General features: G+C 72.6%; 18 protein-coding genes and 1 pseudogene. 17 read left to right on the top strand and 2 right to left on the bottom strand.

The window, feature by feature from the left end:
* Positions 1 to 121 precede the first annotated feature (121 nt).
* From ffh to ABD671_RS20980, 4 genes are all read left to right on the top strand, one after another.
* The gene (ffh, locus tag ABD671_RS20995) at positions 122 to 1687 is read left to right on the top strand and encodes a signal recognition particle protein (protein ID WP_344735459.1); all 1566 of its coding nucleotides are present in this window, start codon (positions 122 to 124) and stop codon (positions 1685 to 1687) included.
* Positions 1688 to 1699: 12 nt separating this feature from the next.
* Complete coding sequence (locus ABD671_RS20990; RefSeq protein ID WP_344735458.1) at positions 1700 to 1837, top strand: hypothetical protein; 138 nt, start codon at positions 1700 to 1702, stop codon at positions 1835 to 1837.
* A gap of 9 nt (positions 1838 to 1846) precedes the next feature.
* The gene (locus ABD671_RS20985; protein WP_344735456.1) at positions 1847 to 2083 is read left to right on the top strand and encodes a PIN domain-containing protein; all 237 of its coding nucleotides are present in this window, start codon (positions 1847 to 1849) and stop codon (positions 2081 to 2083) included.
* A 149-nt stretch (positions 2084 to 2232) separates the two neighbouring features.
* Entirely contained in the window at positions 2233 to 3312 is a 1080-nt protein-coding gene (locus tag ABD671_RS20980) for an amidohydrolase family protein (RefSeq protein ID WP_344735455.1), read from the top strand.
* Positions 3313 to 3370: 58 nt separating this feature from the next.
* Here ABD671_RS20980 and ABD671_RS20975 read toward each other — a convergent pair whose 3' ends face one another.
* Positions 3371 to 4876 (bottom strand): ABC transporter substrate-binding protein, encoded by a 1506-nt coding sequence (locus ABD671_RS20975; RefSeq protein ID WP_344735454.1) that lies wholly within the window; start codon positions 4874 to 4876, stop codon positions 3371 to 3373.
* Positions 4877 to 5086: 210 nt separating this feature from the next.
* Here ABD671_RS20975 and ABD671_RS20970 point away from each other — a divergent pair, with 210 nt between their 5' ends.
* The 3 genes from ABD671_RS20970 to ABD671_RS20960 all read left to right on the top strand — a co-directional run bounded on the left by ABD671_RS20970 (position 5087) and on the right by ABD671_RS20960 (position 8111).
* A complete protein-coding gene (locus ABD671_RS20970) occupies positions 5087 to 5764 on the top strand; it encodes a TetR/AcrR family transcriptional regulator (protein ID WP_344735453.1) in 678 nt (225 codons plus the stop codon).
* Between the two features lie 89 nt (positions 5765 to 5853).
* Entirely contained in the window at positions 5854 to 7068 is a 1215-nt protein-coding gene (locus ABD671_RS20965; protein WP_344735452.1) for an acyl-CoA dehydrogenase family protein, read from the top strand.
* A 32-nt stretch (positions 7069 to 7100) separates the two neighbouring features.
* A complete protein-coding gene (locus ABD671_RS20960; protein WP_344735451.1) occupies positions 7101 to 8111 on the top strand; it encodes an acyl-CoA dehydrogenase family protein in 1011 nt (336 codons plus the stop codon).
* 171 nt (positions 8112 to 8282) lie between these two features.
* Here ABD671_RS20960 and ABD671_RS20955 read toward each other — a convergent pair whose 3' ends face one another.
* Positions 8283 to 9137 (bottom strand): acyl-CoA thioesterase, encoded by an 855-nt coding sequence (locus ABD671_RS20955; protein WP_344735450.1) that lies wholly within the window; start codon positions 9135 to 9137, stop codon positions 8283 to 8285.
* 235 nt (positions 9138 to 9372) lie between these two features.
* Between ABD671_RS20955 and rpsP the strand changes: the two genes are divergently transcribed.
* The 10 genes and pseudogenes from rpsP to ABD671_RS20905 all read left to right on the top strand — a co-directional run bounded on the left by rpsP (position 9373) and on the right by ABD671_RS20905 (position 16922).
* Positions 9373 to 9888 (top strand): 30S ribosomal protein S16, encoded by a 516-nt coding sequence (gene rpsP / locus ABD671_RS20950; protein ID WP_344735449.1) that lies wholly within the window; start codon positions 9373 to 9375, stop codon positions 9886 to 9888.
* A gap of 5 nt (positions 9889 to 9893) precedes the next feature.
* Positions 9894 to 10171 (top strand): annotated as a pseudogene (locus tag ABD671_RS20945) (RNA-binding protein); the annotation flags it as partial.
* 96 nt (positions 10172 to 10267) lie between these two features.
* Positions 10268 to 10816, top strand: coding sequence for a ribosome maturation factor RimM (gene rimM / locus ABD671_RS20940; protein ID WP_344735447.1), 549 nt, complete (start codon positions 10268 to 10270; stop codon positions 10814 to 10816).
* A gap of 8 nt (positions 10817 to 10824) precedes the next feature.
* On the top strand, positions 10825 to 11997 hold the full coding sequence (trmD, locus tag ABD671_RS20935; RefSeq protein WP_344735446.1) for a tRNA (guanosine(37)-N1)-methyltransferase TrmD: 1173 nt from the start codon (positions 10825 to 10827) through the stop codon (positions 11995 to 11997).
* A gap of 254 nt (positions 11998 to 12251) precedes the next feature.
* Positions 12252 to 12602: a 50S ribosomal protein L19 gene (rplS, locus tag ABD671_RS20930; protein ID WP_344735445.1), complete on the top strand. Its 351-nt coding sequence runs from the start codon at positions 12252 to 12254 to the stop codon at positions 12600 to 12602.
* 44 nt (positions 12603 to 12646) lie between these two features.
* Positions 12647 to 13555 (top strand): signal peptidase I, encoded by a 909-nt coding sequence (gene lepB, locus ABD671_RS20925; protein ID WP_344735444.1) that lies wholly within the window; start codon positions 12647 to 12649, stop codon positions 13553 to 13555.
* Positions 13552 to 14256, top strand: a complete 705-nt coding sequence (locus tag ABD671_RS20920) for a ribonuclease HII (protein ID WP_344735443.1) — start codon at positions 13552 to 13554, stop codon at positions 14254 to 14256. The genes lepB and ABD671_RS20920 overlap by 4 nt, the downstream gene beginning before the upstream one ends.
* Positions 14253 to 14561 (top strand): DUF2469 domain-containing protein, encoded by a 309-nt coding sequence (locus tag ABD671_RS20915; RefSeq protein ID WP_344735441.1) that lies wholly within the window; start codon positions 14253 to 14255, stop codon positions 14559 to 14561. Before ABD671_RS20920 ends, ABD671_RS20915 begins: the two co-directional genes overlap by 4 nt.
* A 100-nt stretch (positions 14562 to 14661) precedes the next feature.
* A complete protein-coding gene (locus ABD671_RS20910) occupies positions 14662 to 15177 on the top strand; it encodes a TadE/TadG family type IV pilus assembly protein (protein WP_344735440.1) in 516 nt (171 codons plus the stop codon).
* On the top strand, positions 15177 to 16922 hold the full coding sequence (locus ABD671_RS20905) for a pilus assembly protein TadG-related protein (RefSeq protein ID WP_344735439.1): 1746 nt from the start codon (positions 15177 to 15179) through the stop codon (positions 16920 to 16922). The genes ABD671_RS20910 and ABD671_RS20905 overlap by 1 nt, the downstream gene beginning before the upstream one ends.
* Positions 16923 to 16998 lie beyond the last annotated feature (76 nt).

Genomic DNA, 16998 nt, shown 5'->3' with positions numbered 1-16998 from the left:
CGCGGCGGCGCCGCGGCGCCGCCCTCGGATCGGCGGGCGAGGGCCGCGCCGGTTAGGCTGGAATCCCGCCCGAGCCCGGCTCGACGCACCTGAACGCCCGAACCACGACGCAAGGACCCACGTGTTCGCGACTCTCTCCGACCGGCTGGCCGACACCTTCAAGAACCTCCGGGGCAAGGGTCGGCTCTCCGAGGCCGACATCGACGCCACCGCGCGCGAGATCCGCATCGCGCTGCTCGAGGCCGACGTCGCCCTGCCGGTGGTGCGCGAGTTCGTGGCGGCGATCAAGGAGCGCGCCCGCGGCGAGGAGGTCAGCGGTGCGCTGAACCCCGCCCAGCAGGTCATCAAGATCGTCAACGAGGAGCTCGTCGCGATCCTCGGCGGCGAGACCCGCCGTCTGCGCTACGCCAAGACGGGGCCGACCGTCATCATGCTCGCCGGCCTCCAGGGCGCCGGCAAGACCACGCTGGCCGCCAAGCTCGCCCTGTGGCTCAAGGAGCAGGGCAAGACCCCGATGCTCGTGGCCTGCGACCTCCAGCGGCCCAACGCCGTCAACCAGCTCCAGGTCAACGGCGAGCGGGTCGGCGTCCCGGTCTTCGCGCCCGAGCCGGGCAACGGCGTCGGCGACCCCGTCTCGGTCGCGCGGGCCTCGGTCGAGGAGGCCAAGCGCAAGCTCCACGACGTCGTCATCGTCGACACCGCGGGTCGTCTCGGCGTCGACGCCGAGCTGATGCAGCAGGCCGCCGACATCCGCGACGCCATCGCGCCCGACGAGGTGCTCTTCGTCGTCGACGCGATGATCGGTCAGGACGCCGTCACCACCGCCCAGGCCTTCCTCGACGGCGTCGGCTTCGACGGCGTCGTCCTGACCAAGCTCGACGGCGACGCGCGCGGTGGTGCCGCGCTCTCGATCGCCTCGGTCACCGGCCGCCCGGTCATGTTCGCCTCCAACGGCGAGAAGATGACCGACTTCGACCTCTTCCACCCCGACCGCATGGCCTCGCGCATCCTCGACATGGGCGACGTCATGACGCTCATCGAGCAGGCCGAGAAGGCCTTCGACCAGGCCGAGGCGCTCAAGGCGGCCGAGAAGCTGGCCGGCAACGGCGAGTTCACCCTCGAGGACTTCCTCGCCCAGATGCAGCAGCTGAAGAAGCTCGGCTCGATGTCGAAGATCATGGGGATGCTGCCCGGCATGGGGCAGTTCCGGCAGCAGCTGGAGAACTTCGACGACCGCGAGATCGACCGCATCGAGGCGATCATCCGCTCGATGACCCCGGCCGAGCGCGACAACCCCAAGATCATCGACGGCTCGCGCCGCATGCGCATCGCGAAGGGCTCGGGGCGCACCGTCACCGAGGTCAACCAGCTCGTCGACCGCTTCTTCGAGGCGCGCAAGATGATGGGCCAGCTCGCCCGCGGCGGCGGCATCCCCGGCATGCCGGGCATGCCTGGGATGCCCGGCATGGGCGGCGGGCGGCCCGGCAAGCAGAAGGCGCAGGCCAAGAAGGGCAAGGGCGCGCGCCGTCCCGGCAACCCCGCGAAGGCCGCCCAGGCCGCGGCGGCCGAGGCCGAGAAGCGCGCCGCCGCCAACCCCTTCGGCACCCCCGGCGGGGAGGACATCGACTACGAGAAGGCCGCCGCCGCGCTCGACCTGCCGAAGGACTTCTCCAAGTTCCTCAAGTGAGGCGCTGACCCCGTGGCCCGCCGCATCACCTCGGTGCTCGTCGTCGACGGCGCCAACGTCGTCGGCGCCCGTGCCGACGGCTGGTGGAAGGACCGCGCCGGTGCGGCGCGTCGTCTCCACGAGGCGCTGCTGGTGGCCGATCCGCCCTAGGACGAGATCGTGCTGGTGCTCGAGGGCGCCGCGAAGGCCGGCGTCCGTGCTGGTCGCGACGCTCACGTGCGCTGCGTGCACGCCCCCAAGGACGGCGACGCCACCATCGTCGCCCAGGCCCGCGAGGCCGCCGAGGCCGGACGCCGGGTCGCGGTCGTCAGCGCCGATCGCGCCCTCCAGGCCCGGGTCGCCGCCACCGGAGCCCTCGCTCTGGGCCCGCAGTGGTTGCTCGATCAACTGGAGTGAGTGGGCGCCGCGATGCTGTAACGCGGAGTTAGGGGGACTGTGAGCCCCTCAGGAGGGGTGGGAAGTCCCCGTAACTCCGCGTTACAGCACGGCGCGCCCGCCTGGGAGCCCCTCGATCCCGGACGACGTCACGGCACTAGGTTGGCGCCATGACCGCGTTGCGCTTCACCGGCGTCGTCCTGCCCGAGCGGGAGACCCGCGACCTCTACGTCGTCGACGGGCACATCACCTACGAGAAGCAGGCGGGGGCGGAGACGGTCGCGCACGGGTTCCTGCTGCCCGGCATGGTCGACGCCCACAACCACCTCGGCCTCGAGGACGGCGGCGCGGTCGGGGTCGCCGAGACCGAGGCGCAGGCGCTGGCCGACCGCGACACCGGCGTGCTGCTGCTGCGCGACTGCGGCTCGCCGGCCGACACCCGATGGGTGCAGGAGCGCGACGACCTGCCGCGCCTCATCCGCGCCGGGCGCCACGTCGCCCGCACCCGCCGCTACCTCAAGGACTACGGCGTCGAGGTCGAGCCCGAGCAACTGGTCGAGCAGGTGGCGATCGAGGCGACCTCGGGAGACGGCTGGGTGAAACTGGTCGGCGACTGGATCAGCCGCGAGGCCGGCGATCTCGCGCCGTCCTTCCCGGCCGGTTCGTTCGCCGCCGCGATCGAGCGCGCCCACGGGCTGGGCGCGAAGGTGACCGCCCACTGCTTCGGTCGCGAGGTGCTCCAGGGTCTGCTGGACGCCGGCATCGACTGCCTCGAGCACGGCACCGGCCTCGACGTCGCGCAGGTCGAGCAGATGGCCGCGCAGGGCACCGCGCTGGTGCCCACCGTGCTCCAGACGCGCAAGTTCCCCGGCTTCGCCGACGCCGGCCGGGCGAAGTTCCCCGCCTACGCGGCGACGATGGAGGAGCTGTACGCCCGGCGCCGCACCACGCTGATGTCGGCCTACGAGGCCGGCGTCGCGCTGTACGTCGGCACCGACGGCGGCGGCACGCAGCGCCACGGCGTCCTGGTCGAGGAGGTGCTGGCGATGGTCGAGATGGGTCTGCCCGCCGAGTACGTGCTCGGGGCGGCGTCCTGGCGCGGCCGCGCCTGGCTGGGCTGGAACGCGACGCTGGACGAGGGCGCGCCGGCCGACTTCGCGGTCTTCGACACCGACCCCGTCGACGACCTCACGGTGCTCGGGACGCCGTCGGTCGTCGTCCTGCGCGGGCGCGTCGTGGCCGGTCGTTGACGCGACCGCCGTCCGGTGCCGAGCCTCCCCACGCGCGGCTCGGTCCCGGACGCGCGGTTCAGCCGATCGGGATCGAGGGGGCGCAGTAGAAGTCGCCGGGGGAGATCTGCTTCCAGACGCCGTCGTTCAACTGGATCACCTTGATGCATTCGCCGGTGCGCTTGCCTCCGACGTCCTGTGCGGCGGTGAGACCGTGGCCCGTCCACTGCGAGACCTGCCGCAGCGCGGCCACCAACGAGGCCCGGGTGAGGCGTCCGCCGAGCTTGCTCACGAGGTCGACGAACAGCCGTCCGGCCGACCACGAGTACACCCCGTACGGCGTCGGCTCGGCACCGGGCCGTACTTGTTGGAGCCAGGCCAAGTAGCGCTGCATCTCGGCGTTCGCCTTGTTGGTGAACAGGTCGGTCGAGCCGTAGACGACGGTGCCGTTGCCGACGTCGCCGGCCTCGTCGACGTACTTCTGGTCGTAGATGGTCTGGTCCTGGATGAACGCGGTGGGCGTGTACTGCTGCTGTTGCATCGCCTGCTGCAGGCGCACCGTGAACTGGTAGGGCCCGATGTAGTGGACGATCTTGATGCCCTCGTCCTTGAGCTTCTGCACGTAGGGCGCGTAGTTGAACTCCGCGACGTCGATGGCCTGCACGTACTGGATGCCGACGCCCGCCTTCTTCCAGGCCTCGCCGAGCGCCTTGGCGGCGTCGGCGACGCCGTTGACGTTGACGTAGAGGACGGCGGCCTTCTGGGCGGCGTCGCCGTAGCGCTGGAGGACGTACTTCGCCATCGCGCCGATCTGCAGGTGCGGGTTGATCGCCGCGGCGCCGAAGCACGTATCGCACTCGAAGGCCTCCGGTGAGACGGTGAGCGCGTGGATGTCGGGCAGGCCGCACTCGCCCGCGGTGCGGGCGCCCTGGTCGAAGACCGACATCGATCCGACGGCCGCGAAGGCCTCGTCGCAGGCGCGGGCATAGGCCACCTGGTTGGCACCGGAGTCGGCGCGGCTGTCGAGCTGGAGCACGTCGAGCTTGCGGCCGCACACCCCGCCCGAGGCGTTGACGAACGCGGCGAAGGCGTTGGTGGCGTCCTGCGCCGACTGGAACACGCCGGGCACGGGGCCGCTGATGTCGGAGATGTTGGCGATGGTGATGGTGTCGGCGGTGATGCCGGTCTGGTTCGCCAACCCGGGGCAGTCCGCAGCCCCCGGGGCATCGCCGCCGTCGCTGCCGGGGCCGGACGCCGTGCGGTCGCCGCCGGTGCTGCCGCTGGCGGTGTCGGGGCTGCTCGCGTCTGCGGTGGTCGGCCCGCTCCCGGCACTGGAGGCGTCCACGCCCGTGTCAGCGCCCGCGGTGCCCTCGGTGTCGCCGCCGGTGGTGGCGGCGCCGGCGAGATCGACCTGGGCGACCTCGCCACCGGAAGCCGCGGTGCCGTTGGCGGCCGCCACGGTCTCGGGCGCGATCTGGCTCCCGCAGGCCGCGAGTCCGATCGTCGCCGTCGCCAGCAGGACCGCGAGCGCTGTACGCCGCGGCGATGCGGCCGGTGATGTGCCCGGTGATGTGCCCGGTGACATGCCCCGTGACATGCGGCGGGGGCGCGGCGGGACGTGAGGTGAGGTGCGCTGTCCGACGGGGAGGGACTCGGCCATGGGAGCCACGCCTTCCGTGAGTGCTCGGCGGTCCGATGGTCCGCACGCTAACCCGCGATGTGACCCCTGTCACTAGATATCGGCAGATCCGCAGGTAAATGGCGCCGGTCATGTCGGGCGGAGTAGGTTGCCTGCATGGAGCACGCGGCCGAGCCCTCCGCGGTGCCGCCGGCCGACGCGCCGCCGACACCGGTGCGCCGGCGCACCCAGGCCGAGCGGCGGGCTGCGACGCGCGGTGCCCTGCTCGACGCCGCGATCGACGTGCTGGTCGAGGACGGCTACGCCGGGCTCACCGGCACCGCGGTCTGTGCCCGCGCCGGCGTCACCCGCGGCGCCCAGGCGCACTACTTCGCCACCAAGGCCGACCTCGTCGTCGATGCTCTGCGGCACCTCACCGAGAAGCTCGTCGCCGAACTGGTCGCCCGCCCGCTCCCGGCCGCCGCCGACGTCCGCGAGCAGTACGCCCTGCTGCTCGACCGGCTCTGGGAGATCTTCAGCGGTCCGGTCTCGGCCGCGCAGCTCGAGCTGCTCGTCGCCTCGCGCACCGACGCCGAGCTGCGCGCCCACCTCCAGCGGTTCGAGGGCGAGGTGGTCAGCACCCTCGAGGTCGCCGCCCGGCGGGTCGCCGGCGACCTCGTCGAGCGACCGGACTTCAAGGTGGTGACGGTCTCGGCGATGGCGCTGATCCGCGGCCTGGTCATGCAGACCGTGGTGCACGACTGGCGGCAGGTGCGCCGCCTGTGGCCGGCCGCCCGCGACCAGCTCCTGGACGGCGTCCGGCCGATCGAGGATCGCCGCAACTTACATGCTTGAGTGCAGGTAAGTTGCTGTGGCAGGGTGGCGCGCATCACACGTCCGTGTGAGGTCACCGCCGGCCCCGCCGGCCCTGCGCAGGAGCGCCCATGGACTTCGACGACACCCCCGACGAGGCGGCCTGGCGCCAGCAGGTGCGCCGCTTCCTCGAGGAGCACCGCAGCACGCTGGTCGACCCCGCCACCCGCCACGACGTCGCCGCCGCCCGCGCGCGGCAGGCGCTGCTCTACGACCACGGCTACGTCGGCGTCACCTGGCCCGAGGCGGCCGGCGGCCGCGGCGGCACCCCGATGCAGCAGGCGATCGTCGACCAGGAACTCGCCCGCATCGGCTTCCCCGGCCTGATCAACCTCATCGGCATCGGCATGTGCGGCCCCACCGTCATCGTGCACGGCAGCGAGGAGCAGAAGGAGCGCTACCTGCGCCGGCTCCTGCGCGCCGAGGACATCTGGTGCCAGCTGTTCAGCGAGCCGGCGTCCGGCTCCGACCTCGCCGCGCTGCGCACCAAGGCGGTGCAGCAGGAGGACGGCAGCTGGCGCATCAGCGGCCAGAAGGTCTGGACGACGCTCGCCCACCTCGCCGACTACGGCATCCTGCTCACGCGCACCGACCCCGACGTCGCCAAGCACCGCGGCCTGACGATGTTCGTCGTCGATATGAAGGCGCCCGGCGTGACGGCACGGCCGCTGCGTCAGATGAGCGGGGGAGCGGAGTTCAACGAGGTCTTCTTCGACGACGTCGTCATCCCCGACTCCGAGCGGCTCGGCGAGGTCGGCCAGGGCTGGCAGGTCGCGCTCACCACGCTGATGAGCGAGCGGCTCAGCCTCGGCGGCGGCGGCACCGAGATCGGGGCCGGCGTCGACGCGGCGGCCGCCCATCTCGCGGCCCGGCTCGGCGCGCAGTCCGCCGACCGGCAGGCGCTGGTGCGCCAGTCGTTCGGTCGCGCCTACGTCTCCTCCCTCGGCACCCGCTACACCGGCTACCGACTGCTCTCGGCCCTCTCCAAGGGCGCCCTGCCGGGGCCGGAGGCCTCGGCCGGCAAGCTCGCCGGCACCGTCGCCGCCCGCCAGCTCTCCGACCTCGCGGTGCGTGCGCTCGGGCCGGAGGCGGTCTTCGCCTCCACCGCCGACGGCGAGAACCTCTGGCAGCAGTCGCAGGCCGGTCTGCCCGGCATGGCCATCGCCGGCGGCACCAACGAGGTGCTGCGCAACGTCATCGGCGAACGCGTGCTCGGCCTGCCCGCCGAGCCGCGCGCCGACAAGGGCGTGACCTTCCGCGAGAGCCTGGCCCAGTCCGGCTCCTGACCTCTCTTCGACCCCACTTCCAGGAGCACCCCATGGACTTCGATCTCAGCGCCGAGCAGCGCGACCTCGCCGCGGCCGCGGCCGACTTCTTCTCCTCCTCCGCCTCGCCCGCCCGGTCGCGGGCGATGCTCGACGACCGCACGCTCGCCCCCGAGCCGGGCCATGCGGCGCTCGCCGGCTCGGGCTTCGCCGCCATCACCGTGCCGGAGTCGGCCGGCGGCGGGGGCGGCTCGGTGCTCGACCTCGCCGTCGTCGCCGAGCAGGCCGGGCGCGTGCTCGCCGGACCCTCCCTCGTGACGGCGGCCCGGGTCGCCGTCCTGCTGGCCGGGGACGACGCCGGCCTGGCCGAGCTCGCCTCGGGGGAGCGCCGGTTCGCGGTCGTCGACGACGGCGCCGCCACCCTCGACGCCGTCGGCGCCGACACCTTCCTCGCCCTGGCCGGTGACCGGCTCGTGCGCGCCGAGGGCGTCGTCACGCCCGGCGACCCGATCGACGCCACCCGCGGCCTCGGCATGGTGGCGCTCGGGGAGCAGCGCGTCATCGCCGAGGACGTCGCCCTGCGCTGGCGGCACGCCGAGCGGGTGGCCCGCGTCGTCCTGGCCGCCGAGGACCTCGGCACCGCCGGCCGTGCCGTCGAGATCGGGGTCGCCTACGCCCAGCAGCGGCACGCCTTCGGTCGGGCCATCGGCTCCTACCAGGCCGTCAAGCACGCGCTCGTCGACGCCTACGTCGAGGTCGAGCAGCTGCGCTCGCTGGTCTGGTGGGCCGCCTGGGCGGCCGACGAGGCCCCCGAGGAGCTGCCGTTGGCCTCGGCCGCGGCGAAGGCGCAGGCCGCGACCGCGCTCGAGCGCGCCGCCGAGACCCTCATCCAGGTGCACGGCGGCATCGGCTTCACCTGGGAGCACGACGCCCACCTGTACTGGCGCCGCGCGAAGGTCGACCGGTTCCTCCTCGGCGACGACGTCGCCGCCTACGACGAGGTCGCCCGGCTCGCCCTCGACGCGGCGTCCGCGCCCGCCCGGGAGGCCGTGCCGCAGGGCTGAGGTCGGTACGCCCGCTCGCACCGCGGTCGGCGTCGACGGTCGGGTGCGGGGGTCTCGCGGCTCGCTGGCGCTCGCACCTCGACCGCTCGATCCGGGACGGCTCGGTCCGCGAAGTCCGGTGGTCGAGGTGCGAGGCGCCCCGGCGCCGAGCCGCGAGACCCGGCGAGCCACCTACGGCAGCTCGAGCAGCCCCTCCTGGGCCACCTCGAGCGCGAGGACGCCGTCCTGGAAGACGGCCACGCGTCCCATGCCGCGGCCGTGGCCTGCCCAGGGGGAGTCCAGGATGGCGAGCATCCAGGCGTCGGCGCGCACGGGGGAGTGGAACCACACGGCGTGGTCGAGGGACGTCGGGGTGAGGTCGCGGGCCCGCATCGAGAGGGCGTGCCGTGCGCCGACGGGCTCGAGCGGGCCGAGGTCGCTGGCGTAGACCGCGACGCACGCGTGCAGCACGGGGTCGTCGGGAAGCGTGCCGTCGGCGCGCATCCAGACCTCGACGTCCGCCAGGCCGCGGCCGGCGTCCCGGGCGAGCTGCGGGTGGTCGACGTAGCGCTGGTCGATGGGGCCGGTCGTGCGCAGCAGCAGCGGGACCTCGGGGTGGTCGGCGAGCATCGCCTCGTCGGTGGGCAGGGTGTCGGCCGCCGGCACGCGCGGCATCCGCGGTCCGTGCTCCAGGGCCGGTCGCTCCCAGGGGGCGGCGAAGGCGATCAGCGCCTCGCACAGCACGCCCCGCTCCTGACGCACCGAGACGCGACGGTGGCTGAAGCGGCGTCCGTCGCGCAGGCGGGCCACCTCGAGGCGCAGCGGCGCACCCGCGTCGCCGGCGCGCAGGAAGCTGGCGTGCAGGGAGTGGACGGCGCGCTCGGGCGCCACCGTCGAGGCCGCCGCCCGCAACGCCTGGGCGAGCACCATCCCGCCGAAGACGTGCCGGGTCGCCACCGCCTGCGCGGTCTGGTCGCCGAGCCACACGTCGTCCCCGTCGGGCGTCAGGTCGAGCAGGCGGACCAGTTCGTCGAGGGGCGTCTCCACCCCGCCATCCAACATGTCGGCGTTGGTGCCGACAAGTGCGGGACGACGCCGTCCGGCCGCCCCGCACTCGGATTGGGTCGCGGGCTGCCGCGTCTGGCAGAATCCGCCGCTGAGTCCTGCGCGCCCGGACCCTCTCACCGAGCGCGACGAGGCCCATCGAGAACCACACCCCGGTGTTCCCCACCTGGTGGTGCGGCGCTCACCATCGTCGATTCGTCAAGGAGACACCACAACCGTGGCCGTCAAGATCCGTCTCAAGCGCCTGGGCAAGATCCGGGTGCCGCAGTACCGCATCGTCGTCGTCGACTCGCGCAAGAAGCGCGACGGCCGCGTCATCGAGGAGATCGGCAAGTACCACCCCAAGGAGGACCCGTCGTACATCGACGTCGTCTCCGAGCGGGCGCAGTACTGGCTCGGCGTGGGCGCGCAGCCCACCGAGGCCGTCGAGGCCATCCTCAAGATCACCGGCGACTGGCAGAAGCACAAGGGCCTGCCGGGCACCGAGGGCACCCTGAAGACCGCCGCCCCGAAGCGCGACAAGCTCGACATCTTCAACGAGGCGCTCAAGGAGGCTCACAGCGAGCCCACCGGCGAGGCCGTCACGAAGAAGGTCGCCAAGAAGGCCGAGCCCAAGGTCGAGGAGCCGAAGGCCGAGGAGGCCGCCGAGGCCCCCGCCGCCGAGGCCCCGGCTGAGGAGGCGCCCGCCGCCGAGGCTCCCGCCGAGGACGCCCCGGCCGCCGAGGAGGCCTGAGCCGCATGCTGGCCGAGGCGCTCGAGCACCTGGTGCGCGGCATCGTCGACCACCCCGACGACGTCGTCGTGCGCGACAAGCAGCTGCGTCGTGGCGCGATCCTCGAGGTCCGGGTGCACCCCGACGACCTCGGCAAGGTGATCGGCCGCGGCGGCCGCACCGCGCAGGCGTTCCGCACCGTCATCGGCGCCCTCGCGGGCAAGGCCGGTGCCCGGATCGACTTCGTGGACGTCGACCGTCGCCGCTGACCGACCGCACCGCGCGTCACCAGCAGCATCAGCACCCAGCACGACCCGCCCGGGGAGCCCTCGGGCGGGTCGTCGCCGTTCCGGGCCCCGTCAGCCCAGCCCTGTCAGCCCAGCCCCGAGGAGTGAGGACCATGGAGACCATCGAGGTCGTCGTCGCCCGCATCGGCAAGCCCCACGGGCTGCGCGGCGAGGTCACCGTCGACGTGCGCACCGACGAGCCTGAGCGGCGTTTCGTGCGCGGCGCGCAGCTGCGGGCCGAGGCGCCGAAGGGATCGGCGTTCCCGCACCGGCGGCTCACCGTCGAGCGGGCCCGCTGGCACCAGCAGACGCTGCTCCTCACCTTCGCCGAGCTCGCCGACCGCACCGCCGCGGAGACCGCGCGCGGCGTCGTCCTGCACGCCACGATCGGGCTCGAGGACACCCCCGACGACCCCGACGAGTACTACGACCACCAGCTGATCGGCCTGGCCGCCCACGACCTCGACGGCACCCACCTCGGCACCGTCGAGGGGCTGCTGCACGGCGGCGCCCAGGACCTCCTCGTCATCCGCGCCCTCGACCGGCGCGAGACGCTCGTGCCGTTCGTCGCGGCCCTCGTGCCGGAGGTCGACCTCGCCGGCGGCCGGGTCGTCATCGCCGATCGGCCGGGGCTGGTGGCGCCCCTGCCCGACGAGGACTGAGCGGCCCCGTGCGTCTCGACTACCTCACGATCTTCCCCGACTACCTCGCCCCGCTGACGCTGTCCCTGCCAGGCAAGGCGGTCTCCGGCGGCCTCATCGAGGTGCACGTCCACGATCTGCGGCGCTGGACCCACGACCGGCACCGCACGGTCGACGACACCCCCTACGGCGGCGGTGCCGGCATGGTGATGAAGCCCGAGCCGTTCGGCGAGGCCTTCGACGAGCTCGCGATCGACGGCGCCACCATCGTCGTCCCGACGCCGTCCGGACGCCCGCTGACCCAGGCGCTGGCACGCGAGCTGGCCACCCGCGAGCGCCTCGTCTTCTGCTGCGGCCGCTACGAGGGCATCGACCAGCGGGTGCTCGACCACGCCGCCGAGCGCGGCGAGTTGATCGAGGTCTCCCTCGGCGACTACGTGCTCAACGGCGGCGAGGTGGCCGCGCTCGCCGTCACCGAGGCCGTCGTCCGGCTGCTGCCCGGGTTCATGGGCAACGCCGAGTCGCTCACCGAGGAGTCCCACGAGGCCGGGCTGCTGGAGTACCCCAGCTACACCAAGCCCGCCGTGTGGCGCGACCGCGAGGTGCCGCCCGTGCTGCTCTCGGGCGACCACGGCGCCATCGCCCGCTGGCGCCGCCAGCAGTCGCTCGACCGCACGGCCGCACGCCGTCCCGACCTCCTGCACGGCGCGCAGGCGGCGGGGGAGTGGGTCATCGCCTCCGCCGTGCCCGCCGATGCCCCCGAACTGCTCACCCTCCAGCTGGCCTGCTGGGTCACCGAGGCGCTCGTCAACGACGACCTCTCCATCCCGCCGCTGCACGAGGGCCTCGCGGACGTCGAGGCCTCGGTGCGCGACTGGGACGTCTACGTCGTGCGGGTCGCCGGTCGTCTCGTCGGCTCGGTGCGCGGTCGCGTCGTCGACGACGAGCCGACCGTGTGGGAGATCGGCCGGCTGATGGCGGCCCCCGACCTGCGCGGCCGCGGACTCGGGCGGGTGCTGCTGGAGCACATCGAGCGGGCCGCACCGCCGACCGTGCAGCGGTTCCGGCTCTTCACCGGCCTGCACAGCGAGGCGAACCTGCGCCGGTACAAGCGGGCGGGCTACCGCGTCGTGGCCACCCACGACGGCCCCTCGGGCCCGGTCGTGCTGGAGAAGCCGCAGCGACGGGCTCCCCGCACCTGACCCGCGGCACCCGCCCGGCTCGCCGGGTGCGGTGCGAGCGGTCCTGCGGGATTATCGGCGCCCGCTCCCGCTGTGGCAGACTCCTCCCTTGGCCTCGTCGGCCGAAGGGTCGCCCCGCGCCGCCGCGCGCGAGGGACCTGCGTCGGGCTCCTGCCACAGGGGGACTCCACGCCGCCGGTCACGACGTCGGGGCCGCCCCGTTCCGCATCACCCATCCACTGCGGCTGACCTGTGGCATCCGTTCAGGAGACATCATGAGCAACGCCATCGTCGAACTCGGCAACGCCATCAAGCGCGACGACGTCCCGGAGTTCCGCGCCGGTGACACCGTCAAGGTCCACGTGAAGGTCATCGAGGGCACCCGTTCGCGTGTCCAGATCTTCCAGGGCGTCGTCATCCGGGTCCAGGGCTCGGGCGTCGGCCGCACCTTCACCGTCCGCAAGGTCTCCTTCGGCGTCGGCGTCGAGCGCACCTTCCCGCTGCACTCGCCCATCTTCGAGACCATCGAGGTCGTCACCCGCGGTGACGTCCGCCGCGCGAAGCTGTACTACCTGCGCAACCTGCGCGGCAAGGCCGCCAAGATCAAGGAGCGCCGCGAGGCCTGAGCCTCCGATGTGGTCGCCGCTCCCGCGGCGCCTACACTCTGCGCGTGACTTCCGAGGACCGCGACCCCGAGACCGACGTCGAGGAGTCGCGGTCTTCGCTTTCCCCCGATGCCGCGGCCGACACGGCTGACGCGCCGGACGCAACGGAGGCGTCCGCCGCGTCCGACGCTTCCGACGCCGCGGTGCCCTACGGCGGGGAGGAGCCGGCCGCCGAGGCGGCGCCGGCCGCACGCCGTCCTGCCCGCAAGGGCCTGCCGGTGTGGCAGGAGAGCATCCTGCTGATGGTCTTCGCGGTCGTGCTGGCCGTGGTCATCAAGGCGTTCTTCGTGCAGGCCTTCTACATCCCCTCGGAGTCCATGGAGCCCGGGCTGGTCAAGAACGACCGCATCCTGGTGCAGAAGGTCTCCTACTGGGGCGGCGGCAGCCCGCAGCGCGGCGACGTGATCGTGTTCAAGGACCCCGGCGGCTGGCTGCCGGCCTCCGAGGAGGGCGACCCCTCCGGCGTGCTGGCGAAGGTGCTGGCCAAGATCGGGCTCTACCCGACCGGCGGGCACCTGGTGAAGCGCGTCATCGGCGTCGCCGGCGACACCATCCACTGCTGCGACGACCAGGGCCGCCTCGAGGTCAACGGGCACGCGCTCGACGAGCGCAGCTACGCCCGGGTCGAGGGCGGCGACTGCTACGGCCCCATGCCCTCGGGTGCCAGCAAGTGCGACTGGACGGCGGGCCCGGTGCCGCCCGGCCACGTGTTCGTGATGGGCGACAACCGCAACCACTCCGCCGACTCCACCGTGCACCTGTGCTCCGACGACGTCACCGACTGCGTGCCCGGCCACGAGTTCGTCTCCACCGACCTGGTCGTGGGCCGCGTCTTCACGCTGCTGTGGCCTTTCAGCCGCTTCGAGATCCTGCACCGTCCCGCCGACTTCGCGGACGTGCCCGACCCCTCATGAGCGACCTGCCGCGCGGCGCCACCGTGCGTCGCGACGCCGGCCTCTACGGCTACGAACGCGCCCTGCGCCGCCACGGCATCGACCCGATCGCGGGCGTCGACGAGGCCGGCCGGGGCGCCTGCGCCGGCCCGCTCGTGGCCGGCGCCGCGATCCTGCCCGCCGGACGGGCCGGCATCGTGCCGGGGCTGGCCGACTCCAAGCTCCTCACCCCCCGGGCACGTGAGCGCTGCTACGACCAGATCGTGCGCCGTGCGCTGGCGTGGTCGGTCGTCGTCCTCGACAACGAGGAGTGCGACCGGCTGGGCATGCACGTGGCCAATCTCGAGGCGCTGCGTCGCGCCGTCGCCCTGCTCGACCTGCCACCGGCCTACGTGCTCACCGACGGGTTCCCCGTCGACGGGCTCGGGGTGCCCGGACTCGCGGTGTGGAAGGGCGACCGGGTCGCGGCCTGCATCGCCGCGGCGTCCGTGCTCGCCAAGGTCACCCGCGACCGGATCATGGCCGACCTCGACGTCGCGTGGCCGGCCTACGACTTCAAGACCCACAAGGGCTACATCACCGGCACCCACACCGCGGCCCTGCGCGAGCACGGCCCCTCGCCCGTGCACCGCATGCGCTTCGTCAACGTCCGCCGGGCGGCCGGCCTCGAACCCGAGGTGGACCCGCTCGGCGACGAGGCACCGCTAGAGTCGGCCACGTGAGCGCCGAGGACCTCGAGAAGTACGAGACCGAGATGGAGCTGACGCTCTATCGGGAGTACCGCGACGTCGTCGGCATCTTCAAGTACGTCGTCGAGACCGACCGCCGCTTCTACCTGTGCAACCAGGTCGACGTGAAGGCGCGCACCGAGGTCGGCGACGTGTTCTTCGAGATCTCGATGACCGACGCCTGGGTCTGGGACATGTACCGTCCGGCCCGCTTCGCGAAGTCGGTGAAGGTGCTGACCTTCAAGGACGTCAACGTCGAGGAGCTCAATCCTTCGGACATCGATCTGCCCAAGTCGTAGCCCGAACGGACTACTTGTGGCGCGGTTGGGACCGTCCGACCGGACTGCGGCCCTACCCTGAAGGCTTGAGGCGGGAGGGCCGCCGGACCAGGGGTGGGAGATGTTCGGTGGGAGGGCGCGACGCCGCGGGTCACGCGGTGCTGCGGCGGTCGAGTTCGCGCTCGTCGCGCCGCTGCTCTTCCTGCTCCTCTTCGGCATCATCAGCTACGGCTACATGCTCAGCTACCGCCAGGCGCTCAGCCAGGGCGCCGCGGAGGCGGCCCGCTCGGCCGCCGTCCTGACCGCCTCGGCGACCACCACCGAGAAGACCACCGCCGCCGTCTCCGCGCTCAACCAGTCGCTCAACACCTACGGCGTCTCGTGCTCGATCACCGGGGGCGCCACCACCGGCAACCTGGTGAAGAACAGCACCACGGTCGGCACGTGCTCGGTGGGCGTCTACGACTGCAGCTCGGTCTCGAACGCCAGTCCGACGCAGACCTCCGCGACCCCGGACTGCATCCGGGTCTACGTCAACCACTACTACTCCTCCAACCCGCTGGTGCCCTCGTTCCCCGGACTCGGCCTCGTGCTCCCGGCCAACCTGGCCTACACCGCGGTCGCCCAGGTGAGCTGATGGACCGCCGTCCTCCGCGGGCTCTGCGCCGCCGTCGCGCCGACGAGCGCGGCGCCGTCGTCCCGATCGTCGCGATCCTCATCGGACTGCTCGTCACCGTCACCGCGTTCACCGTCGACCTCGGCCAGCAGCGCGTGGCCCGCACCGACATGCAGTCGCTCTCCGACCTGGTCGCCCTCGACACCTCCCGGCTCCTCGGGGGACAGACCACGGCCTCGGTGCTCACCGACAGCGCCTTCAAGAGCTCGGTCATGGCGAGTGTGAACCGCAACGCGAAGACCTTCGGTGCCACCCCGAAGGTCAAGGTCGAGGTCGGCACCTACGACGGCACGAACTTCACCACCTCCGGCAGCCTCACCTACACCGCCGGCGGCCAGGCCGTCGGCAACGTGGTCATCACGAGCGCCGAGGACGTCCCGAGCGCGGCGAAGGTGACCTCCGGCACCACCGTCGGGTTCGCCTTCGTGCCGGGCTCCGGCGCCGCCAACCGCAGCGCCATCGCCGTCACCGACTCCTCGGCCTGCTACGAGGTCGGCTCCTACGCCGCGGCGGTCAACAGCAACAACTCCGCCCTGCTCGGCCCGCTGCTGGGCACGCTCAACAGCAACCTCAACCTCACCGCCGCCGGCTACCAGGGCCTGGCCAACACCGCCATCAAGCTGAGCGACCTCGCCGTCGCTCTCGGCGTCGGGTCGGTCGACCAGTTGGCGACGGCGTCGGTGACGTACAGGAACTTCTACGCCGCGCTGGCCCAGGTGCTCACCCAGAACGGCCAGACCGCCAACGTGAGCCTGCTCAACACGCTCTCGGCGTCGGCATCGGCCACCGCCCAGGTCGCGATCAGCAACATCATCGCGCTCGGGGTCGGCTCGAACGCGGCCATCAAGGCGACCGCGAACCTGCTCGACCTGATCTCGGCGTCGGCCTTCCTGGCCAACGGTCAGAACCTCATCAACCTGCCGCTCTCGGCCAGCATCCCGGGGCTCGCATCGGTGAGCACCAAGGTGAAGCTGATCCAGAACATCTCGAAGTACTGCGGCCGCGTGGGCACGCAGGAGACCACGGCCACCCCGGCCGGCACCTCGCAGGTCGAGGTCAGCCTGGGCGCGACGGTCTCCGGGACGACGGTGACGATCCCGCTCGTCGGCACCGTCAGCGTCGGCTCGCCGGCCAACCAGCCGGTCTCCCTGCTCGTGCAGGGCGCGCCCACCTACGCCAGCCTCACCTCGGTGGGCTGCCAGACGCCGACCAACAGCGTGCAGAGCGCCACCTTCGACATGACCAACGGGCTGCTCACCGAGACGCTCACCGTGCCGCTCTCGGTCAGCGGCACCGTGTCGCTGCTCGGCATCGGCCTGGTCAACGTCGCGATCACCACCAACATCGTCGTGACCACCACGATCAGCCCCACCGCGACGACCTACACGATCACCGTGCCGCCGCAGTCCTTCGACACCGTCTACTCCACCGGGACGACGTCGCTCACGCTCGGCAACACCGTCGCCAAGACCGGCACGGTGGTCACCGCCAAGATCCTGGGCATCCCGATCACGCTCTCGACCGCCGCGATCGACTCGATCCTCGACCCGGTGGTCAGCTCGGTCGTGCAGCCGATCATCTCCGGGCTCAACAGCGCGCTGATCTCCCCGCTCCTCAACCTCCTGGGCATCCGAGTCGGGGGCGCGGACATGATCCTCGACAGCAACCCCGCGCTGTCGTGCTCGGTCCCGGCGCTGCGCAAGTAATCGCCGGTCGTCGCCGGTCGTCGCCGGACGCCGGCTTCCGGTAGCCGCGGATCCTCCACAGGCGGGGCCGGGGACG

The sequence above is a fragment of the Nocardioides fonticola genome (genome assembly GCF_039536805.1).
Classification (GTDB): domain Bacteria; phylum Actinomycetota; class Actinomycetes; order Propionibacteriales; family Nocardioidaceae; genus Nocardioides; species Nocardioides fonticola.
Note: the sequence above shows the minus strand (reverse complement) of the source record. Positions and strands in the feature narration are given on the sequence as shown.

Coding starts and splice junctions, on each gene's coding strand:
- rimM (WP_344735447.1), top strand. CDS start 10,268: ATGGAGACCATCGAGGTCGTCGTCGCCCGCATCGGCAAGCCCCACGGG.
- ABD671_RS20920 (WP_344735443.1), top strand. CDS start 13,552: ATGAGCGACCTGCCGCGCGGCGCCACCGTGCGTCGCGACGCCGGCCTC.
- rplS (WP_344735445.1), top strand. CDS start 12,252: ATGAGCAACGCCATCGTCGAACTCGGCAACGCCATCAAGCGCGACGAC.
- ABD671_RS20960 (WP_344735451.1), top strand. CDS start 7,101: ATGGACTTCGATCTCAGCGCCGAGCAGCGCGACCTCGCCGCGGCCGCG.
- ABD671_RS20970 (WP_344735453.1), top strand. CDS start 5,087: ATGGAGCACGCGGCCGAGCCCTCCGCGGTGCCGCCGGCCGACGCGCCG.
- ABD671_RS20965 (WP_344735452.1), top strand. CDS start 5,854: ATGGACTTCGACGACACCCCCGACGAGGCGGCCTGGCGCCAGCAGGTG.
- ABD671_RS20980 (WP_344735455.1), top strand. CDS start 2,233: ATGACCGCGTTGCGCTTCACCGGCGTCGTCCTGCCCGAGCGGGAGACC.
- ABD671_RS20905 (WP_344735439.1), top strand. CDS start 15,177: ATGGACCGCCGTCCTCCGCGGGCTCTGCGCCGCCGTCGCGCCGACGAG.
- ABD671_RS20975 (WP_344735454.1), bottom strand. CDS start 4,876: ATGTCACCGGGCACATCACCGGGCACATCACCGGCCGCATCGCCGCGG.
- ABD671_RS20910 (WP_344735440.1), top strand. CDS start 14,662: ATGTTCGGTGGGAGGGCGCGACGCCGCGGGTCACGCGGTGCTGCGGCG.